At 63.9% G+C, this 20072-nt stretch carries 14 protein-coding genes; 4 read left to right on the plus strand and 10 right to left on the minus strand.

Features of this window, described 5'->3' with window-relative positions:
• Window positions 1–52: 52 nt before the first annotated feature.
• Both SH809_11240 and SH809_11245 read right to left on the minus strand, forming a co-directional pair.
• Window positions 53–2968: a type I polyketide synthase gene (locus SH809_11240; protein MDZ4700271.1), complete on the minus strand. Its 2916-nt coding sequence runs from the start codon at window positions 2966–2968 to the stop codon at window positions 53–55.
• A complete protein-coding gene (locus tag SH809_11245; protein ID MDZ4700272.1) occupies window positions 2965–5145 on the minus strand; it encodes an HAD-IIIC family phosphatase in 2181 nt (726 codons plus the stop codon). The genes SH809_11240 and SH809_11245 overlap by 4 nt, the downstream gene beginning before the upstream one ends.
• Window positions 5146–5602: 457 nt before the next feature.
• On the opposite strand from SH809_11245, the gene SH809_11250 reads away from it, so the two are divergent.
• A complete protein-coding gene (locus SH809_11250) occupies window positions 5603–5770 on the plus strand; it encodes a hypothetical protein (GenBank protein ID MDZ4700273.1) in 168 nt (55 codons plus the stop codon).
• A gap of 133 nt (window positions 5771–5903) precedes the next feature.
• On the opposite strand, the gene SH809_11255 is transcribed toward SH809_11250, so the two are convergent.
• The 7 genes from SH809_11255 to SH809_11285 all read right to left on the minus strand — a co-directional run bounded on the left by SH809_11255 (window position 5904) and on the right by SH809_11285 (window position 14182).
• Complete coding sequence (locus tag SH809_11255; protein ID MDZ4700274.1) at window positions 5904–6875, minus strand: hypothetical protein; 972 nt, start codon at window positions 6873–6875, stop codon at window positions 5904–5906.
• A 169-nt stretch (window positions 6876–7044) separates the two neighbouring features.
• A complete protein-coding gene (locus SH809_11260) occupies window positions 7045–8229 on the minus strand; it encodes a DegT/DnrJ/EryC1/StrS family aminotransferase (protein MDZ4700275.1) in 1185 nt (394 codons plus the stop codon).
• Window positions 8204–8713: an acyltransferase gene (locus SH809_11265; protein MDZ4700276.1), complete on the minus strand. Its 510-nt coding sequence runs from the start codon at window positions 8711–8713 to the stop codon at window positions 8204–8206. Before SH809_11265 ends, SH809_11260 begins: the two co-directional genes overlap by 26 nt.
• Window positions 8714–8729: 16 nt before the next feature.
• Window positions 8730–9773 carry a Gfo/Idh/MocA family oxidoreductase gene (locus tag SH809_11270; protein ID MDZ4700277.1) on the minus strand — a complete coding sequence of 348 codons (1044 nt, stop codon included), beginning with the start codon at window positions 9771–9773 and terminating at the stop codon, window positions 8730–8732.
• A gap of 220 nt (window positions 9774–9993) precedes the next feature.
• Window positions 9994–10731, minus strand: coding sequence for a sugar transferase (locus SH809_11275; GenBank protein MDZ4700278.1), 738 nt, complete (start codon window positions 10729–10731; stop codon window positions 9994–9996).
• Window positions 10732–10912: 181 nt separating this feature from the next.
• Window positions 10913–13522: a polysaccharide biosynthesis tyrosine autokinase gene (locus SH809_11280; protein ID MDZ4700279.1), complete on the minus strand. Its 2610-nt coding sequence runs from the start codon at window positions 13520–13522 to the stop codon at window positions 10913–10915.
• Window positions 13523–13558: 36 nt separating this feature from the next.
• Window positions 13559–14182: an SLBB domain-containing protein gene (locus SH809_11285; GenBank protein MDZ4700280.1), complete on the minus strand. Its 624-nt coding sequence runs from the start codon at window positions 14180–14182 to the stop codon at window positions 13559–13561.
• A gap of 485 nt (window positions 14183–14667) precedes the next feature.
• Between SH809_11285 and SH809_11290 the strand changes: the two genes are divergently transcribed.
• The 3 genes from SH809_11290 (at window position 14668) to SH809_11300 (ending at window position 19369) form a co-directional block, all read left to right on the plus strand.
• Complete coding sequence (locus SH809_11290) at window positions 14668–16068, plus strand: MBL fold metallo-hydrolase (GenBank protein MDZ4700281.1); 1401 nt, start codon at window positions 14668–14670, stop codon at window positions 16066–16068.
• Between the two features lie 4 nt (window positions 16069–16072).
• Window positions 16073–18283 carry a patatin-like phospholipase family protein gene (locus SH809_11295; GenBank protein ID MDZ4700282.1) on the plus strand — a complete coding sequence of 737 codons (2211 nt, stop codon included), beginning with the start codon at window positions 16073–16075 and terminating at the stop codon, window positions 18281–18283.
• A gap of 99 nt (window positions 18284–18382) precedes the next feature.
• Window positions 18383–19369: a Gfo/Idh/MocA family oxidoreductase gene (locus SH809_11300; GenBank protein ID MDZ4700283.1), complete on the plus strand. Its 987-nt coding sequence runs from the start codon at window positions 18383–18385 to the stop codon at window positions 19367–19369.
• A gap of 39 nt (window positions 19370–19408) precedes the next feature.
• On the opposite strand, the gene SH809_11305 is transcribed toward SH809_11300, so the two are convergent.
• Window positions 19409–20072, minus strand: a 664-nt coding sequence (locus tag SH809_11305) for a hypothetical protein (GenBank protein ID MDZ4700284.1), incomplete at its 5' end; no start/stop codon positions are given.

A 20072-nucleotide genomic window follows, 5' to 3' on the forward strand; every position in this document is an offset into this window, starting at 1 on the left:
TGCCATTCTCAATTGTTTATGAACGGGTCGTTATCGTGGGTCCGATAAGGGATTACTGGGACTGCCAGGCTTGCAACTGGCGGGCCATGACTTCAATTTGCTGGGCGATGATGCGCTGGACGGTATCGTCGGGTGCGGGAATGGGATACCCGTCGCCGGCGTGCCGATCGAAGTCCGGGTCAGCTATCCGATGGGCGAGCGCGGGGGGAGATTCCGGGGGGGCTCCGGGAGGGGTCTCTCTCACTTTCGTCACGTCCACTTCCTCCGCCGAACCGCCGACCTGATCGTACCAGAATCGTTTGCGTTCGAAGGGATAGGTCGGCAGGTGCGCCCGCCGGCGGGATTCTTCCGGGTAACAACCGGCCCAGTTCACCCCGACGCCGGCCTGCCATAACCGGCCGGCTACGCCCAGCGCATGCGCCAGGGCCGATATCTCCTGCTGGACGTGCGGAGAGGACGACAGGATCGCCTGCTTTTCCTTCCGATCCGGATGCTGTTTCGCGAGTGTGCCAAGCGTCTGCCCGGGGCCGACTTCCAGGAGCACGCGGTTCGGGTCGGCTACGAGGTGGCGGACGCCGCCGGCGAAGTCGACCGTCTGCCGCAGGTGCGTGGCCCAGTACTCGCTATCTGTCGCCTGCTTGGCCGTGAGCGGCTCGCCGGTGACGGTGGAGACAATCGGGATCGCGGGTGCGTGGAGCGCGACCCCCCGTACGGCCTCGCGGAAGGCCGGCACGGCCGGTTCCATCATAGCCGAGTGGAAGGCGTGAGACGTGTGGAGCGGGCGCACGGAGATGTCGCGCTTTTCCAGGGCTTTCTCGAACGCGCTTACGGACCCCGTCGGCCCCGAAACGACGCAGAGCGACGGGCTGTTGACGGCCGCGATCTCGAGGTCCTCGGGCAACAGGGCGCGGACTTCCTGGACGGGGAGGCGGACGGCGAGCATCGAGCCGGCCGGCAGATTCTGCATGAGCCGGCCGCGGGCGGCGACGAGGGCCAGCGCGTCTTCGAGCGAGAACACGCCGGCCAGGCAGGCCGCCACGAACTCGCCCACGCTGTGGCCGATCAAGATTTCCGGCTGGACGCCGAACGACAGCCAGTACCGGGCCATCGCGTAGCTGACGGAGAAGATGCCCGTCTGCGCGATCATCGTGTCGTTGATCCTGGCCTGCGCGGCGTCCGCCTGGTCGGGCGAAGGATAGATGAACGCGCGGAGGTCGAGCCCGAGGTGGGGCCGGAGCAAGTCGGCGCATCGATCGAACGCCTCGCGGTAGACCGGGGCGTGGCGGTAGAGGTCCTGCCCCATGCCCACGTGCTGCGAGCCCTGGCCGGGAAAAAGGAACGCCACGGGCGACTGCCGGCGGATCTGGTGGACGGTGAATACGCGCTGCGGATCCGGGGTCTCAAGGAGCGCGATGGCTTCTTCGGTGGAAGCGGCGACGAGCGTCCGGCTGTAATTAAACACCTGCCGGCCGTTCTGGAGCGTGAAGGCCGTATCCGCCAGGTCCAGCTCGGGATGGTGCGTCAGGTGGCGGGCCAGGTTGGCCGTCATGGCGTCCAGCGCGGCGGTGCTCCGGGCCGAAAGCGCGATCAGATGGTATGGCTGCCGCGAGGCGTCTTCGACGACGGCGGGAGCCTCCTCCAGGACGACGTGCGCGTTGGTGCCGCCGACGCCGAACGAGCTGAGGCCGGCGCGGCGCGGGGCGCCCGGGGCCGGCTGCCAATCGGCCAGCGCGGTGTTGACGTAAAACGGCGAGTTTTCGAAGTCGATGTTCGGGTTCGGCGTCTCGAAGTTGAGGCTTGGGGGGATCTGTTTGTTCGTGAGCGCGAGCGACGTCTTGATCATGCCGGCGACGCCGGCGGCGACATCCAGGTGCCCGATGTTTGTCTTGAGTGACCCGATGGCGCAGAACTGCCGCTCGTCCGTGCCCATGCGGAAGGCGCGGGAGAGGGCGTCGATTTCGATGGGATCGCCCAGCGGGGTGCCGGTGCCGTGGGCTTCCACGTAGGTGATCGTACGGGGATCGACGCCGGCGATGGCCTGGGCCAGCGCGATCGCCTCGGTCTGCCCGTCCACGCTGGGCGCCGTGTAGCCGACTTTCGACGCCCCATCGTTGTTGATCCCCCAGCCCTTGATGACCGCGTAGATGCTGTCGCCGTGGGCGATGGCGTCTTCGAGGCGTTTGAGGAGGACGACCGCGATGCCGTCGCCGAAGATGGTGCCGGCCGCGCCGGCGTCGAACGTGCAGCACTTACCCACGGGCGACACCATGCCATCGGGTTCGTACAGGTAGCCGCGGTTCTGGGGAAAGCGGATGGTGGCCCCGCCGGCCAGCGCCATGTCGCACTGGTAGTTGGTGAGGTTCATACACGCCTGGGTGACGGCGACGAGCGACGACGAGCAGGCCGTCTGGATGGTCATGCTGGGCCCGCGCAGGTTGAGCTTAAACGCCACGCGGGTGGCCATGTAGTCTTTGTCGTTCCCCAGCTCGTTCTTGAGTTCGCCACCGTGGAACGAGTCCGCCAGCGCCCCGATAAACGCCGGGTGGTCCTCCAGGCTGTTCAGGAGGTAAGTATTCATGTAGCAGCCGGCGAACACCCCCACCGAGCCGGGGTACGTGGTTGGCTCGTAGCCGCTGTTTTCGAACGCATCCCAGCAGCATTCCAGGAAGAGGCGCTGCTGCGGGTCCATGACATGGGCTTCTTTGGGATAGATGCCGAAAAAAGCCGCGTCGAACTTGTCCGCATCGGCGACGGAAGCGGCGCGGCGGACGAAGTGGGGGTTGTTGAGGATGTTGGCTTTGTCGGCGGCGGGAATGTTGATCTCGTCGTCGGATAACTCGACGATGCTGCTGACGCCGTTTTTTAGCTGATCCCAGAAGGTGTCGAGGTCGGTGGCGCCGGGAAACCGGCCGGCCATGCCGACAATCGCGATGCCCTGTAACGAATCGTGGGTGGATGGATCGATCATTTTTGTCTGTATTGCAGGATTTTATGTTTATTCATGGCCGCTTTCTGCCGTTGCGCGCGTTCCTGGATGCTGGTTAGGGTGCTGGTCTGCGCGCTGGAGGCCGCGGCGGCCGGCGGGGTGAAGAAGCCGGCCTGGGCGCGGACGGTCGGCAGCGCGAACAACTGCGTGAGCGGGAGCGACCGGCCGAGCTGCTCCTGGATGCGCGCGTGGATCTGGACGAGCTGGAGGGACGAGCCGCCGAGTTCGGAGAAACCATCCACCGCCCCGATGCCGTCGATGCCGAGCACCGTTTCCCAGATTCCGGCGATCTGGCGTTCGAGCGGCGTCTGCAAGGGCGCAAACGGCGTCTGCAGGTCCGGCCGCTGCAAGCGGATCTGGTTGAGCCGCTCGGCGAGGGCCTGCATGTCGCTCCATTCCGTCGCGATGCGCAGCCACGGTGTACGGTCGGTGGATCGGGCGACGCGGGTCGTTTGCGGGGAAGTGGCCGGCGCCTCGTCGTCGGCGGGCGCTACGGCGGCGGCGGCGATGGGGTCCATGTGGGCGAGCCGCCGGGCGTCGAAGCGATAGATCACGTGGTCGCCCTGGTCGAGCCGGTTCTCCGCGCCCGTGTTTTCCAGAAACTGCCGGACGGGCAGGTTGCGCGGGGTCTCTATGTAGGCGATATCGACAAAACGGAGCCCGCGCTGAAGCGCGGCTTCGCCGAGGTGGATGGCCATCCGCTGCTCCACGCTGCGCCCGAGGGCGCGGCAACTCAGGAGGAGGGTCTCGACGAGGAGGGCCTCGTCGTCTGACGTGAAAAGCACGGCGCCGACCAGGCCGTAGTCGCCGAACCGGTCGCTCACGTCGACGACGCGCGCCTCGCGTTTGCCGGCAAGCAGGAGGCCGGCGACCTGTTCCATCGACCGGCGGATGCCCGAGGCGTTAAACTGGTTGGTGCGCTGGGTGAGTTGGGCGATGCGTGTATACTGGCTTTCGGCCGGCTCGGCGATCGCGATCCGCAGGTCCAGGCGTTCGAGGAAGCCGGCGAGAGTCGGGGCGGCTTCCTGGAGCTGGGAACGCTGGAGGTTCGAGCGGTAGTGTTCGGCGCGCCGGCGGTCCTCGTCGGTCACGTGGTATCGATCCAGCACCCAGAGGTGATCGAGCAGCGTCAGCAGTCGGCGGGCGTCCGCCGGCACCTGGACGGTCAGCACCTCGGGGCACTGCGCGGCCACCTCGGCGCATTCGACCGGGTTGTCGTCGATGAAGATGAAGCTGTCCAGCCCGAGGTCGAGCTCGGCGGCGAGCGCCCTCAGGTTCTCCGACTTGGGCCTCCAGTTGATCCGCCATGACACCAGGTGTTCGCGCTTCAGCCGCATGGCCGGCTGCTCGTCGAACACGGCCCAGACGTCCGCCTCGCTATTTTTGCTGCACAGACACAGCAGCATGCCCTCGGCCTGCTGACGGATGAGCAGATCCTGAAACGCCGCGAACGGCGCATCCACCGCCACCCCGCGCGGCCCCACTTCTCCGCAGACGCCCTGCCAGAGGGTGTTGTCGCAGTCGACGACGATGACTTTGAACGGCCGGCGCTGGAGCGCGCTCAGCCGGCGGGCAATGCAGGTGGCGATGGCCGAAAAGGCGACATCGGTGTAGGGGATGTGGGCCGTGTGGTCGGCGAATCGGTTGTGGTAGTCTCCCACCTTGTAGCGCTCCACCCACGTTTCGGAGCGGACGACATCGACATTCGGCAGGGTGTTGAGTTGTTCGGCGATGGAAGCTTCCGCGAGGCCGATCGCGGTGGCGAGGGAAGGGAGGGCCACGACGGCCGGGCTCGGCGGACAGAGCACGATGAGGTAGGGGGTGGGGCGCTGGCCGGCGGCGCGGCGCACCGCCGCGATACATTCGTCGATGTTCTGAAGCAGGCGCGCCGGGAGAGGCAAGTCGTTGCCGGCCATAGCGTTGGTAGCGGCCTCCGGCATCCAATCCTCCAGACGAACGAGGAGCACATGCAGCGCGACGGCCTGCCCGTTTACGGCATACAGGTGCTGGAGCACCTGATTGTAGGGCGCAAATGCGACCGAGCCCGCGAGACCGAGTTGATCCATCCAGAATTGGAGAGGGCCCGCGACGGGCTCGGCGGTGAAGGTGGCGGCAAGGGCGATATGGGCCCCCGTCGAAGGTGCTGGATCGGCGTGCATGTACCGGGTTTCGTCCCTCTCGAAGGACGCATCACGTGGTCTGATTCGGGGCTCGGTAAGGCATAGGGGTCGCGTGGGTCGCGCTGGCTCCGTGGACAGGCGCTTCAGATCCTCATGAAGCGCATTCCCGAGAGGTCGGTCGGGACGGTGCGCAACCGAAGCCATGGGAAGTGAATGCCATGCAGAGCATCAGATGATGCTATTGAGCCCCGAAAGGTCGGTTAATGCGCCGGCGGGTGGATAGCACTTTTGGCGCATGCCGCGCGTGCCGTTGGATCGTCCGCCGTCGGTCTTCGGGATGTCACTTGTGCGGGCGTGACGGTGCGTTAGATCAGGAGATTGCTCTGGCGGGCGATGGCGGCGTCGATCCCACGCGACCGGCTGAAGTTTTGTCTCATAGTGGTGGCGATACGACCCGGCCAACGGGCGCGTGGAGGCGCATTACCCGGTACTGTCAGTGCATCAATACGCCCTGGCGCCGCTCGCGCTCATCGAACATAGCCAGGTATCCGGCGCGGATCACGCGGAGGCGCTGACCGCGAGCCGGGCGTGGGTGCGGTTTGGCAACGAGCGTAAGGTGGATCTGGCCGATGCTGGCCGGAAGGTGGTGTGGGACGGGCTTTAGCTGCCTCGGACCCGTTTTTTCGCGCGTAGCGCCGGGCTATCCATGAAGGCCTCGGTGATCGAAGACTGCCGGCCCGGACACCTGGGTTGGCTGCTGGCCGCGTTGGCCGGTAGCGTCGAGACGCCCGTGGGGTTTACCATAAAGACGCCCAGGGTGTAACGCACCCTCGCCGCGCCAATCCCCCCGTCGTCTGGACCGCGAACTCGGCGCGCCAGAAGGTCGCCAGGTCGCGGGGTAGGGCGTGCCAGTAGCGGCCACTGTAGGCGGTAACGACGTAGTCCAGCAACTCGGCGTAGATCGACGCCGAATATTCTTCGATGCCGGGCCGGCCGTCGCCGAAATGCATATAGTCCGGATGGACGTTGAGCAACACCATGCCGCCCCGCGCCGCGAGCCAGTCCAGCTTGCTTTTCCATGTTGCGGGTGTGGGCTCGCCCATGAGCACGAAGAGCGTGAAGTCTTGCGGCAGGGTATAGGGCAGCTCGATATACGGTGCACGGCCGTCGGCGCGTGGGACGAGGAAGGGGAAGATGGTGCCCATGCCGTCGGGCTGGGGCTCGAAGGGGTCGGTGTCGAACGTCGACGCGTCGTAGTCGCAATCGAGGCTGCCGAGCCACTCCAGGTTATGGTGCATCGCCGGCGAACGGAAGCCGCGGGCGCCCCAGTCGGCGATGTACTGGTTGATGCGCACGGCGCGGCGCATGAACTCCTCGCGGGAGCTGTAGAGCTTGCCGTCGTGGTTGAGGCCGTGTACGCCTACCTCGAAACCCATGGCGTCGAGGCGCCGGCGGAGGTCCGGGTTGTCCGTGTATCGCTCCGGCACGAAGTTGAAGGACGAGCGGAAGCCGCGTTCGCGCTCGAGTTCGGCCAGGGCCAGGCAGCGCGACTGCCCGATGGGTTTTTCGACGTCGTGCGTCAGGATCAACGCAAAATCGGCGCCGTCCGGCCAACCGGTCCACCCCTCGGGCGGCGTGGCCGAGTTCGGGTCAATCGGCCAGATATCCGCCACCTGCCGACGCTGCCACTCGATCAGCTGACGACGGATGCCGATCTGTACCGAGCGTGGAATGAGCGGCTTGAGCCGATAAAAAATATCCCGAAGCATGGTGATATCACACAAAATCGAATAAAGAGGGCGCGGAGGGTGGAGGACCCCATTGTGCGAATCCTTCACTACGGAGGAAGAGGCATGCGGACGAATCGGGAGGATGGGCAGCACAATCCAGGTTCGGGGCCCCGAGGCGAAATCCCCGAAACCCCGAACGCGAAACCCGTCACGAAATAATCGACGTCTTCCGGTACGCCGGCGCGGCGGGGGCGGCGTGGCCGTCGCCCTCGATTACGAGACCGTCGACGGCCGCCAGGCTCTGCTTGAGCACCCGGGCGACGTGCGCGATCTGTTCGTAGGTCAGCTCGGGATATATCGGCAGGGAGAGGAAGGAGTCGGCGCAGCGCTCGGTCACCGGGAAGTCGCCGCGGATGTACCCGAGATCCGCATAGGCCTTCTGCAGGTGGAGGGGGAGGGGGTAGTGGATGCCGCAGTGCACGCCGCGCTGCTCCATTTCGGCCTTGACCTGATCCCGCTGCTCCACGCGGATGGCGTAAATGTGGAAGACGTGGGTGCCGTATTCAGCCGTCCGGGGCAGGACGATGCCCGGGACGTCGCTCAGCAGGTTCGTGTAGGCTTGCGCATGTTGCCGGCGCTGCTCGTTCCACTGGTCGAGGTACTTCAGTTTCACCGACAACACAGCGCCCTGGAGACCGTCCATCCGGTCATTCCAGCCGACCATGTCGTGGTAATATTTGACGGACTGCCCATGGTCCTTCATCATCTGGATGTAGCGGGTCAGGTCGGAATTGTTCGTGACCACGCCGCCGGCCTCGCCGTACGCGCCGAGGTTTTTGCCCGGGTAGAAGCTGAAGCATCCGACGTCGCCGAGCGAGCCGGCGGGCTGGCCCTGGTACAGGGCGCCGTGGGCCTGGCTCGCGTCCTCGATGACGTAGAGGCCTTGTTTGCGGGCGATGGCGAGGATCGGAGCCAGATCCGCCGTCTGCCCGAAGAGGTGGACGGGGATGATGGCGCGGGTGCGTGCGGTGATCTTCGCTTCGATGAGCGCGGGATCGAGGTTGTAGGTGTGCTCGTCGACATCGACAAAGACGGGTGTCGCGCCGGCGTAGGTGATGGCCTCGGCCGTCGCGATGAACGTATTCGGGGTGGTGATCACCTCGTCCCCTTCACCCACCCCCAGACCCGCCAGCGCCAGCCACAGGGCGGAAGTGCCGCTCCCGACGCCCATGGCGTGTTTGGTCTGGCAATAGGCCGCGAATTCTTGTTCGAACTGCTGCACGAAGGGCCCTCCCGCGAAGGCCGTCTTTTCGATGACGCGCTGCATGGCTTCCTGGACCTCGTCCTGGATGGCCAGATACTGCGCCTTAAGATTCAAGAACAGTACTTCCATGATTCAATCTATCGTTAGTGTTTCGTATAAAACGGGCCGGGTTGCCGGCGACGACGGTGTAGGGCGGCACGTCTTTCGTCACGACGCTGCCGGCGCCGACAAGCGCATGCTCGCCGATGGTCACGCCGCACAGGATGGTCGCGTTGGAGCCGATTGAGGCGCCCGCGCGGACGCGCGTCGTCATGCAGGCCCAGTCGGCTTCGGTCTGTAGCGCGCCGCTTTCGGTCGTGGCGCGGGGGTAGCGGTCGTTGGTGAACATGACGCCATGCCCCACGAACACGCCGTCCTCGATCGCCACGCCTTCGCAGACGAACGAGTGGCTAGAAATCTTGCAATTCCGGCCGATACGCGCGCCTTTCTGGATCTCGACAAAGGTGCCGATCTTCGAATGCGCGCCGATCTCGCAGCCGTAGAGGTTGACGAACCCGTAGATTTTGACGTCTTCGCCGAGGACGACGTCGGGGGCGATGCGGGAGTAATCCATGTGGTAGAAGCTGGGGTCAGGAGGGGACGGATTGGAGGACGCGCTCGCGGGGCTGGACGATCGGCACCGAGACGCCGCCCGAGAGCAGCGACTGGCAGGCGGCCTCGATCGCCCGGGTGACGCGCATGCCGCTATGGCCGTCGCTCCGGGGCGTCGCGCCGGTCTGGATGCACTCGACGAAGTGGGCGCATTCGGCGCCCAACGCCTCGTATTCCTCGATACGCGGGATGTAGATGTCCCCGTACCGGTACGAAAACTGGAACGCCCCAAAGTCGTCGTAATACGCCGGCTTCTCCACCCCCTTGTCGTAGATCTTGACCTTCTCGTTGGGGCTGATATCGTCGTATTCGAGCATCTTCTTAGAGCCCACAAAAATCATCGACCGCACCTTGTTCGGGTCGATCCAGCTGTTGCGGATAAACGCGATGGGGCCGTCCTGGTACTGGAGCGTGGTCATCGCCACGTCCTCGATGCCATCGGCGAAGTGGCTGCGGCCCTGGGCGTTGACGGAGATGGGCTCCTTGCCGAGCACATAAGAGATGATGGAGATATCGTGCGGCGCGAGGTCCCAGATGACGTTGATGTCTTTCTGGAAAAGCCCCAGGTTGACGCGGGTGCTGTTGATGTACAACACTTCGCCGATCTCGCCGCTTTGTACGATCTGCTTAATCTTGTTGACCGCCGCCGTGTATTCAAACGTGTGACCCACCATGAGCGCCAGACCGCGGGCGTCGGCGATGTCGATCAGATCCTGGCACTCGACGCTCGACGGGGTGAGCGGCTTCTCCACAAACACGTGTTTGCCCCGCTCCAGGAACGCCTTCGCGAGCGGGTAATGAGTCCGAACCGGGGTGGCGATGACCACGGCATCGACGTCGGAGGCCAGGACCTCCTCGTAGTCGGCCGTGGTGGGGATGTCCGGGAACAGGTGCGTGATGCGCTGCAGCCGGCTTTCGTCTCGGTCGCAACAGACGGTTACCTGGCAGCCGGCGGTTTTTTTGAAATTGCGGATGAGGTTGGGGCCCCAGTAGCCGCAACCAATGACGCCAATCGTAATCATGCGGATGGAAGTATAAGCAGTGGCGAATAGACGGAGTGAGCGTGCTATCCGCATACAGACCCGGCCGTAGGCCCTGCTGGGACGCGGCGAACGCGCCGGCTGGGGTCGGCCAGGTGGTGCAATGGGTCGAGCGAAAGCATCGAGCGTCCCGTAGGACGAAGAGAAACGGACGGCTGCGGGGCAGGGGGTGCTCCGTTCGTGCGGCAATTCCGACGGCAGTTCAGGCGGCCGTTCGGGTATTCAACGCGGCGGGAATGGTTCGCAGCAGGATCTGCATATCCAGCGCGAACGAGCGTTTCCGGATGTATTCGATATCGAGCCGGACCATTTCGTCGAACGTCGTGGCGCTGCGGCCGCTGACCTGCCAGAGCCCCGTTACGCCCGGCTTGATGCACAACCGCTGCATGTGCCAGCTCTTATAGGCGCTCACTTCGTACGCGATGGGCGGACGCGGACCCACCAGGCTCATCGAGCCAGAGAGGACGTTCAGGAGCTGCGGTAGTTCGTCGAGGCTGGTCTTCCGCAGGAACCGGCCAAATTCGGTCACCCGCGGGTCGTTGTTTAATTTGTAGAGCGATCCGTCCACTCCCTCCTCGCCGGCGCTCGATCCCACTTCGCCCCGGATCAGCTTCCGCATGAACGCCTCGTGGATGGCTGTGTCCGCCCTGTGGGTCATCGAGCGGAACTTGACAAAGGTAAACGGCTCGCCCCCCTTGCCCACCCGTTCCTGGCGGAATAATACCGGGCCGGCCGAGGTGAGCTTCACCGCGATCCCGATGACAATCATCAGGGGAAGCGACAGGACGATCAATACCAGGGCGACGATGAAATCGATCACGCGTTTGCCCATCCGATACATCAGGCGCGACTGCTCCTCCAACCTGATCTGCTGAATCAGGATAGGAAGCGGGTCAAACGGGCGTTCCTCAGAGATCCCACTTAACTCTTGCAAACTCATGGTGATAGGTGTAAGATTTCGACATCATAGGAAGGGTCGTGGGGGGCCCTCCGGAGGGTGCATTGTGGGTCTATGAGGGTCGAATTGAATGCCACACGATACGCAGATTCGAGGGTGGCGCGCAGGTCGTTATGGAGCAGGTAGCTTGCTCCAATGGCTTATTTAGGATACCAGAAAACGGTTAGTCGACGGTCTGCGCCGCCGGCAGCCGGGGCAGCTCGGATTCGTAGCGGTAGTTGTAGCCATACCCGTAGCCATACCCGTAATCGGTCGCGAAACTCTTGATGTCGCACGCGTTGATGACGCTGCCGAGCAGGTGCACGTTGAACTGCCGGAAATCCTGGATCGCGCGGCTCAGGTTGTCCTTTCGGGTGTGGTTGGGGCGGACGACGATGACGGCGTTTTTGATGAAGCTGCCGATCGTCATGGCGTCGACGGTGCGGGTCACGGGCGGGGTGTCGATCAAGACGTAGTCGTACGCGGCCGAGATTTCAAAGAGGAAGTCCTTGAACTTCTCGGAGTCCAGCAGTTCGCTGGAGTGTTCGACGGACCCGCCGGCGGGGATCACGTCCAGGTGGAGCGATGGGGCGGAGAGGCGGAGCTCCTGATCCACCATGCGGATCGTCGGGTTAAAAAGCGGCGCGTCGCGGTAGGCCTGCTCGTCGAGCGGGCGGTAGATGTCGGGCACGGTGATGTAGTCGTGCAGGATGAAGTCGATCAGCCCGGGCGCGTTGAACGGGATGCCGAAGAAGCCCCCCACACTGGGGTTTTTGAGATCGCAATCGATGACGAGCACCCGTTTGCCGGCCAGCGCGAGCAGCAGCGAGAAGTTGGTGACGATGGTCGTCTTGCCCGTATTCTCCTCGCAACTCGTGAACAGGATATTATTCTTTGTCGGGCTGCGCTTGGTGGAGAGGGTGAACGATAGCTTGGTGCGGAGCATGCGGTAGGATTCCTTGAATCCGTAGCGGGTGTCCGTCAACAGGTCCAGATGGTTGCGCAGGTGATAGCCGCGGCGGATCCGGTCCCTGAATTCGGCCGGGAATGTGGGCATGATGGCGAGCACGGGCAGCATCAGGCCTTCTTCCACCTCGCGGATGCTCATGATCGTCTTACCCTGGAACTCGATGAGGAAGACGAGGGTGATGCCGGCGAGCCCCCCCAGCACCAGGCCGATCAGCACGGTGATCGTGCGGCGAGGCAGGATCGGGTCGATCGGCAACACGGCACTCTCGACGATGATGATGTCCTGGAGGTTCGACAGCTCCGCGATCCGCATCTCCTCGCGTTTGTCGGTCAGCAGGAGGTACATCTTCTCGTTCAGATCGCGGTCCCGCATGAGCGCCATCAGCTGGCCCTCGTTACTGGCGATATTGGCCACGCGCGAGTTATACGTCCCGATCAGGCGTGTGAGATTATCCCGCTTACGCTTCAGGGACTCCATGATCACCTCGTAGGCCGTGATCGTGTTCTGGTTGAATTCGGCGAGGTTGGACCGTATCTCGGCGATCCGTTCGTCGATCGCGATGACGTCCGGATGGCTCGCCGTCCGGCGCTGGAGCAACTCCAGGCGCTCGAGTTCGGCGCGCGTCAGCTGGTCGAGCAGGGTGGAGAAAGGCGTATAACTGCTGCTCTGGTCCGTCTGCGGGGTGAGGTAGGTCTGGTCGAAGTAGCCGTTGGTGCTGAACTGGCTCTTGATCGTCTCATGCCGGCTCTCGTACTGGGACAGCTCGAGTTCGGTCCGGATCTTCTCGGCCTCCAGGTTGCCGATAAATGCAATCGTCTCCCGCGTGCCCTCGTCGACACTTGTGATGCGGTTGCGGCCGCGGAACAGGCTGAGGCTGTCCTCGGAACGACGCAGGCTGGCGGTGATCTCGCCCAGCTGATCGTCGATGAACTTCGCCGAATACCGGATCGCCTCGCGTTTGTGCTCGAAGCGCGAGGCCTGAAACGACGAGGCCAGCGTATTTGCCGTCAGCTGAGCCATGAAGGGTGAGCTGGAGCGGACGTGCACCGTCATCAGCGTCGTGTTGATCGGGTTCTCGATCTCGATCCGCTCGCCCAGGTCGCTGACGACGTTTTCTGGGGTGCCGGTCGAAAACGTCAGCTCGCTGCCCGGGGTCGGGTTGGGCCAATCGATCTGCATCGTGAAGTGGGGCAGCGAAAACGATGCTTCCGAGGCGCCGGGCGCGGAGGCGATGAGGCTGTCGACCTCGGTTTCGTAGAGTTCGAGCTGTTGGCGCTCATTTACGCGGAGCGCGTAGACGCCGCCGGCGATGTTGCGAAACCCGGGCTTGATCGTGTATTCCTCGATACGAATACGCGGCGCCCCGCTCTCGGGGTGCCGGTCCAGCTCGTGCAGGTATTCGGCGAGCGACATGTCGAACCGATGGTCAATCACGCCGGGCACGACGATTTCGCCGACCGTCACCAGCAGATCCAGCTCCAGCACGACCCGCTCCAGCACCTCGCGGGAGCGGAGCAACAGCAACTCCGTCTCGATCTGGTCGACCGCCTGCTGGGCGAACATGATGCGGCTGAATTCATCCGTAGGCCCGCCACGGGTGTTGTTTTGCTCCTTCTTCAGGGTCGCGCTGGCCTCATAGACCGGTGAGGTAAGCATCGTGTACGCCACGGCCAGCGCAGCGAACAGGATCGTCGTCAAGATCAGTACATGTTTGTGCCGGAAGATAATCTGGACCAGATCGTTGAACGTCAACGCCGGCTCCTTTCGCGCGCCCTGCGAGAAGGGATTATAGGCGTTGCCGCTTTCGAGTAGTGGTGTGCCCATGATGGCGAAACGAGGATGGGAGGGAAGATGGAGCCGTTAGCGGCGGACGAGGAAGATGGCGGCGAGGGTGGCCAGGACGCCGGCGCCGGAGATCAGCAGCGAAGCGTTTCGGTAACTCACCAGACCCACGCGCGAGACATATAGCTGATCGCCCGAGATCAGGCCGAAGTCGGAGAGGGTGTCGCCCCGTTTGAGGATCTCCCGGGCGTTGATGTCGATCTTCTCTCCCTCTCGCTGGAGGTAGACCTTGTCCAGGTTGGCGTCGAGCGTCTCGCCCCCGGCCATGGCCATCAGGTCGGTCAGGCGCTCAAAGCCGGTCACGAAGTAGATGCCCGGGGACTGCACTTCGCCCAGCACACTGACGCGGAAGAGGGGCTGGATGGACAGCTCGGGATTCCGGTAGATACTGTTGTACCGATCCGAGATTTCGTCGCGGACGGCGGGGAATTCGCGGGATTGGACGCCCACCTGCCCGATGTAGGGCAGCTGCATCGTCCAATCCGTCATGACGAAATAGTCGCCGCTGATCTCGTCGTCTACGTTGAACAAGGTGAGGCGTACGCCATCGCCCAGACGTAATTCCTGGGCCCTCAGCTCGGTTGCGGTCCGGGGGGCCGCCAGCAAGAGGATAAACAGCGATAGATAAACCGCTCGGTGCATGGTTTTTAACAAGTTAACGTCTCGAGGGAGGATCGTGTCGGCGCGTCGGGCGCGTGCCGTGAGAGACCGATTGGAGGGCAGGGGGATGCAACACTCCCGACAGCGTACGCTACGTTACTCGTCGCGAGCGGCGCTTCGTGCGCACTGATCCGGGTCGAGATCGAGCGAATAGAGGCGCTTCAGGGCGGAGTTTTTCTGAGATGTGGGTCTTTTTGAGCGTTTCCGGCAAAATGGCGCCGGAAACGTCACAGCCGTGACGGGCTGGGCAAAAGGTTCGACGACGCCGGAACGTGTGGGCACGGACGGTTCTGGTCAAACCGTGCACAAGATAGCGTCCCTCGCAGGGTGGGGGAAGGGTTTTTGTCTACACCGCTATGCGCCAAAGGTGTAGTCCACCGGCATTTTATTGCTCGTATCCGACGGTAGGTTTTGCTATACTCGGTGCCTGGTCTCGTACCTTCTCCCGAGAATCCAACCTTTACCGCATGAAACTTACCTTCTGGGGAGCCGCCCGCACAGTGACCGGGTCGAAACACCTACTCGAACTCGAAAACGGCAAACGCATCCTGCTGGATTGTGGCCTCTTCCAGGGCCGGCGCGCCGACGCCGAAACGCAAAACCGCCAGTTCGGGTTTGACCCCACGACCATCGACGTCGTACTACTTTCGCATGCCCACATCGACCACGCCGGCCTGCTGCCAAAGCTCTATCGAGACGGCTTTCGGGGGCGCGTCTACGCCACCCATGCCACGTACGACCTCGCCAGTCTCCTCCTCTACGACAGCGCTCACATCCAGGAAAAAGACGTCGAGTTCGTCAACCGGATCCGCTCCCGCAAGGGCCAGGAGCCAGTCGAAGCCCTGTACGACGACGACGACGTGGAGGGCATCCTGGGTCGTTTTGTCACCGTAAGTTACGGGGATCCGTTTTCGCCCTGCGAGGGCGTGCAGGTTGTCTACCGCGACGCCGGCCACATCCTGGGCTCGGCCACGATGGTGCTCACCCTGCAGGATCGAGGGAAAACGATCCGTCTGGGCTTCACAGGAGACGTCGGCTCGCCCGGCCGGCCGATCCTGCGGGATCCTCAGCCGATGGACGCGTGCGACTACCTGATCTCGGAGTCGACCTACGGCGGGATGGTCCACGAAGGGGAGGAACACGCCCGTGGCAGGCTGGCCGGCATCGTCGAACGCACGGCCAAACGCGGCGGCAAACTCATCATTCCGGCCTTCGCCGTCGGGCGGACCCAGGAAATCGTGTACGCCCTGGACCAGCTCCAGAATGAAAAGAAGCTGCCTCCGATCCCCGTCTATGTGGATAGCCCGCTTGCGGTAAACGCCACGGGGGTTTTTATGGCACACCCGGAGTGTTTCGACCGCGAGCTCCGCCAGTACATGCGAGACGATCCGAATCCGTTCGGGTTCGAGAACCTCACGTACATCCGCGATGTCAGAGACTCGAAAGCGCTCAACGACACCCGAATGCCGATGGTGATCATTTCGGCTTCGGGGATGTGCGAGGCCGGCCGCGTGCTCCATCACCTGCGCAACAACATCGAGGATCCGAGAACAACCATCCTGATCGTGGGCTTCTGCGCCGAGCACACCCTTGGCAAAAAACTCGTCGATAAGCTGCCCGAGGTCCGGATCTTTGGCGAAGACTACCACCTCCGCGCCGAGGTGGTGGTGATCAATGCCTATTCGGCCCATGCGGACGAGCCGGGACTGCTCGAGGTCATCGGCGCGCAGGACAAGAGCCGGCTCAAGAAAATCTTCCTGGTCCACGGGGCACCCGAGCGGCAGGACGCGTTCAAGGCTTCGCTGCTACAGCGCGGCTACCACGACGTGACGGTCCCCGAACATGGCGAATCGTTTGAGATTACGTAACGAAGTGAAGCGTTGGCTTACGCTGGCGGCGGCGCTGGCGACCGTTCTTGTCGCCAGCCACGGGCTCCGCGTCGCGGCCGCACAGCCAGGGCCGTTTGTGCCCCGCGGGCAGATGAAAGTAGGCCTCGCCCTTAGCGGAGGCGGCGCCAAAGGCCTGGCGCATATCGGAGTCCTCAAGGTGCTCGAAGAGGCCGGTGTACACGTAGAGGTCGTCACAGGCACCAGCATGGGTTCGATCGTGGGCGCCCTGTACGCCATCGGCTACTCACCCTCCGATCTGGATACCCTCGCCGTGTCGCAGGCGTGGTCTCAGCTCTTTAACGAGCGGCCGCCCCGTAATGCCATTCCCTTCGAGCGCCGCAACGAGCAGGATCGGTATCTCCTCTCGCTGCCGCTGCGCGGCGCGCGGGTGGGGCTGCCCGCCGGCCTGATCAGCGGACACCAGGTGGTGATGATGCTCACGCGCCTGACTCATAACATGCACGATCAGTCGGATTTTACCCGCTTCCCGATTCCGTTTGCGTGCGTGGCGACGGACCTCGAGTCGGGCATGGCCCACCGATTCTCCAGCGGCTACCTTCCGGAAGCGCTACGCGCCAGCATGTCGGTGCCGAGTGTGCTCCTGCCGGCGCGGGTCGGCGATCGCTATTATGTCGACGGAGACGCCTCTCGCAATCTCCCTGTCGAGGACGCGATCGACCTCGGCGCGACGTTTGTCATCGGGGTGGATGTCGGTCGCGGGCTCCTGCCGGCCAACAGCCTCGCCTCCCTCGTCGAGATCATGGACCAGGTGGCCAGCTTCCCCGAGCAGGCGTCGACCGATCGTCAACGCGCCATGGCCGATCTGCTCATCGATCCCGACCTGACCGGGCTGACAGTCCTCAGCTTCGGCGACGCCCGCGAAATCATCCGGCGGGGCGAGGTGGCTGCGCGCGCGATGTTGCCCCAACTCCTCACCCTCGCCGCCTCGCAACAGGGCGAGGTGCCGCCCCGGCCGGCGGTCCAGCTCCCGGATTCGCTCTTCATCGAGGCCGTTCAGGTGGAGGGCCTTGTACAACCGTATCTGCGCCAGCTCGAACTCAGCCTCGGCATCAAGGCGCCGGAATGGATCCGGTATGCGGATCTGGAACTGGCGCTAAACCGCACATTTTACGCGGACATCTTCGAAAACGTCCTGTACCGCCTCCTCCCGGGCAGCGAGCCGAACACCCACATTATCTCGATCAGCACCCGCGTCCAGCCACACGAGCGCCTGCGCCTGGGTGTTCGGTACGACTCTGAATACAAAGCCTCGCTCCTCCTCAGCGCTGTCTCCCGAGGTCGCATCGGCGGCCCGGGTACGGAAATCCAGGGGGATCTCCGCTTCGGCGAGACGCACCAGGGAACAGCCCACTACCGCATCCCGCTCGCCACGCGGCCGCGGGCGGAGATGCGGCTCTGGGGGCGGATCACCCGTGAACCGCTCGACCTCTTTGTATCCGGCGTCCGACTTTCCTCCATCAAGGTACGTGTGGCCGAATCGTCGGCCGATTTCAGCGGCACGCTCTTCACCAACAGCCTGGGCTCGATCGGGGCCCGGTGGGAGCTGTACGATTATGGCCAGGATGTCGGCGCCGGCGATTTTCTCGAGGACCACGGCGGCCTCCTCCTCGGAAACGCCCACTATTTCCTTGATTCGTTCGACCGGACCGCCTTCCCGACCTCCGGCGTCCTGATCCACGCCCGGGCGGAACTCGCGCCCCGGGGGGTGGCGCGGCAGTCGTTCACCCACTATGTGTTCGATGGGCAATTTCGCCAGTCGATCGCACCCCGGCTGACCTTCCTGTCCCGCCTGACGTTTGGCCACGTCAAGGGCCGGCGTATCCCGCTGCACTACCGGTTTTATGCCGGCGGCGCCAACATCTTCCGCAATCTGGACACCCGTCAGTTCCCGCTCCTCGGCTACGACCTGCATGAACTATCCGGCAATAGCCTCCACGCCTTCTCCGTTGGAACTCAACTTCAGGTGGTCAGGAACTGGTTTCTTACGGCCGAATGGAATGGCGCCCGCCTCGCCGAGGACTGGCGCTGGAAGGTGGCCGCCACGGATTTTCGTTTCGGCTACGGCCTCACCCTGGGCCTGATCTCACCCATCGGACCCGTCGAACTCGCCCTCATGGGCCAGACGATCGGAGGCCCGTATACGACGCAGCTGAACATTGGCTATGTGTTCTGACAGGGGTTTAATGTTCGATGTTCAAGGTTTAAGGCGTGTGTCGTCGTGGCCCCGGTTCAACCGTTGATTGACGCCTTCATCACAAATCGGTTTTATGCTGTGAAAACCCTCCTCCTCGTCCTCAGCCTCATTCTTGCGCCGGCGCTGGTCGCCCAGCCGGCCAGCGTCCGTGTGGGGATAATCGGGCTCGATACGTCCCACAGCGTGGCCTTCACGAAGGTGCTGAACGATTCCGCGGCGGCGGAGGACGTCGCCGGCTTCCGGGTCGTGGCGGCCTACCCGAAAGGCAGCCCGGATATCGAGTCGAGCGTGCGCCGGGTGCCGGAGTACACGGCGGCGATGCGGGAGATGGGGGTGGAGATCGTGGACTCGATCGAAGCGCTGCTGGAACAGGTGGATGTGGTTCTGCTGGAGACCAACGACGGCCGGCCCCATTACGAGCAGGCGCTGCCGGTGATCCGGGCCGGCAAGCCTCTGTTTATCGACAAGCCGATCGCCGGCACCCTCGCGGACGCAATCAAGATCTTCGAGGCGGCAAAAGCCCACGGCGTGCCGGTTTTCTCGTCGTCCTCTCTTCGGTACACGGCCAACGCCCAGGCGGTGCGCGCCGGCGCGGTGGGGATGGTGCTCGGCGCCGAGGCCTATAGCCCGGCGACGCTCGAACCCACCCACCCCGACCTGTTCTGGTACGGCATCCACGGGGTCGAACTCCTCTTTACGGCCATGGGCACGGGCTGCCAGACGGTCCAGCGCATCACCACGGCGGACACCGACCTGGTCGTGGGGGTGTGGGAGGATGGTCGGATCGGCACGTTCCGCGGCCTCCGCGCCGGAAAAACAGGGTATGGCGGCGTCGCCTTCGGCGAAACCGGCATCCACGAACTCGGGCCGTACGACGGCTACCGCCCGCTCGTCGTGGAAATCGTCCGCTTCTTCCGCACGGGCGTTCCGCCCGTCTCCGCCGAAGAATCACTGGAAATCTACGCCTTCATGGAAGCCGCCGACGAAAGCAAACGCGACGGCGGCGCCCCGGTCTCCATGGTGGATGTGCTCACCCGCGCCCGCTCCGAAGCCGCGACCCATTGATCACCCCCCGATTCGTACGCGTACTCGAAACCGCTTCCCTCACTCCGCCTGTTCCTGCGTTAAAAGCCCACCGTCCATCGCGTAATACTCCGGTCCAAGCTCAAAACACCCATTCCGGATGCCATTCCAGGGCGCATCGGGATGGGGGAGCCGGCGCCTCATGGCCTCCCAGTCGCGGTAGTTCTGGTGACCGTTGGTTTCGATGAGGGGGAGGCCAAGGCCCGGGAACGGGGCCAGGCGACAGGCGACGGCCTTATTCCAGGCCAGAAGCCAGGGGTTGACGGTGAGGTCGGCACAGAAGCAGGGGATCCCTCGGTCGTGGGCGAGACGGGCGATGCGGAGGGTCATGCTGAGGGTTTTGGCGATGGGCTTGAGTGCGATGGCGCCATAGCCGAGGTCGATCCGCCGGCCGGCGTCGGCGTCCGTGTGCGCGCTTTCGTCGGCGGCGATACACACATCCAGATCGCGCACGTCTTGCTCGTCGTCTTCGAGGAACGGTTCTTCGAGGAGGATGATGCGATCCCGCGCCCCGATGTGATCGGCATGGTCTAGCAGGGCGAGCAGGGTGTCCCGGTGTTCGTAGCGGGCGTTGGCGTCCAGGTAGTAGGGGATGCGGCCGTTGGGAGTGTGGGGTGTTTCGCGGGGGCCGAGGAGGCGGTGAAGCCGGCTCAGGCGGTCGCAGTCGTTTGCCAGCATCTCTGCC

This window comes from Rhodothermales bacterium, assembly GCA_034439735.1.
GTDB lineage: Bacteria > Bacteroidota > Rhodothermia > Rhodothermales > JAHQVL01 > JAWKNW01.

Bases quoted from the DNA above. Each gene is read 5' to 3' on its own strand.
- SH809_11240 (MDZ4700271.1), bottom strand. From the start codon at position 2,968: ATGATCGATCCATCCACCCACGATTCGTTACAGGGCATCGCGATTGTC.
- SH809_11245 (MDZ4700272.1), bottom strand. From the start codon at position 5,145: ATGCACGCCGATCCAGCACCTTCGACGGGGGCCCATATCGCCCTTGCC.
- SH809_11255 (MDZ4700274.1), bottom strand. From the start codon at position 6,875: ATGCTTCGGGATATTTTTTATCGGCTCAAGCCGCTCATTCCACGCTCG.
- SH809_11260 (MDZ4700275.1), bottom strand. From the start codon at position 8,229: ATGGAAGTACTGTTCTTGAATCTTAAGGCGCAGTATCTGGCCATCCAG.
- SH809_11265 (MDZ4700276.1), bottom strand. From the start codon at position 8,713: ATGGATTACTCCCGCATCGCCCCCGACGTCGTCCTCGGCGAAGACGTC.
- SH809_11270 (MDZ4700277.1), bottom strand. From the start codon at position 9,773: ATGATTACGATTGGCGTCATTGGTTGCGGCTACTGGGGCCCCAACCTC.
- SH809_11275 (MDZ4700278.1), bottom strand. From the start codon at position 10,731: ATGAGTTTGCAAGAGTTAAGTGGGATCTCTGAGGAACGCCCGTTTGAC.
- SH809_11280 (MDZ4700279.1), bottom strand. From the start codon at position 13,522: ATGGGCACACCACTACTCGAAAGCGGCAACGCCTATAATCCCTTCTCG.
- SH809_11285 (MDZ4700280.1), bottom strand. From the start codon at position 14,182: ATGCACCGAGCGGTTTATCTATCGCTGTTTATCCTCTTGCTGGCGGCC.
- SH809_11290 (MDZ4700281.1), top strand. From the start codon at position 14,668: ATGAAACTTACCTTCTGGGGAGCCGCCCGCACAGTGACCGGGTCGAAA.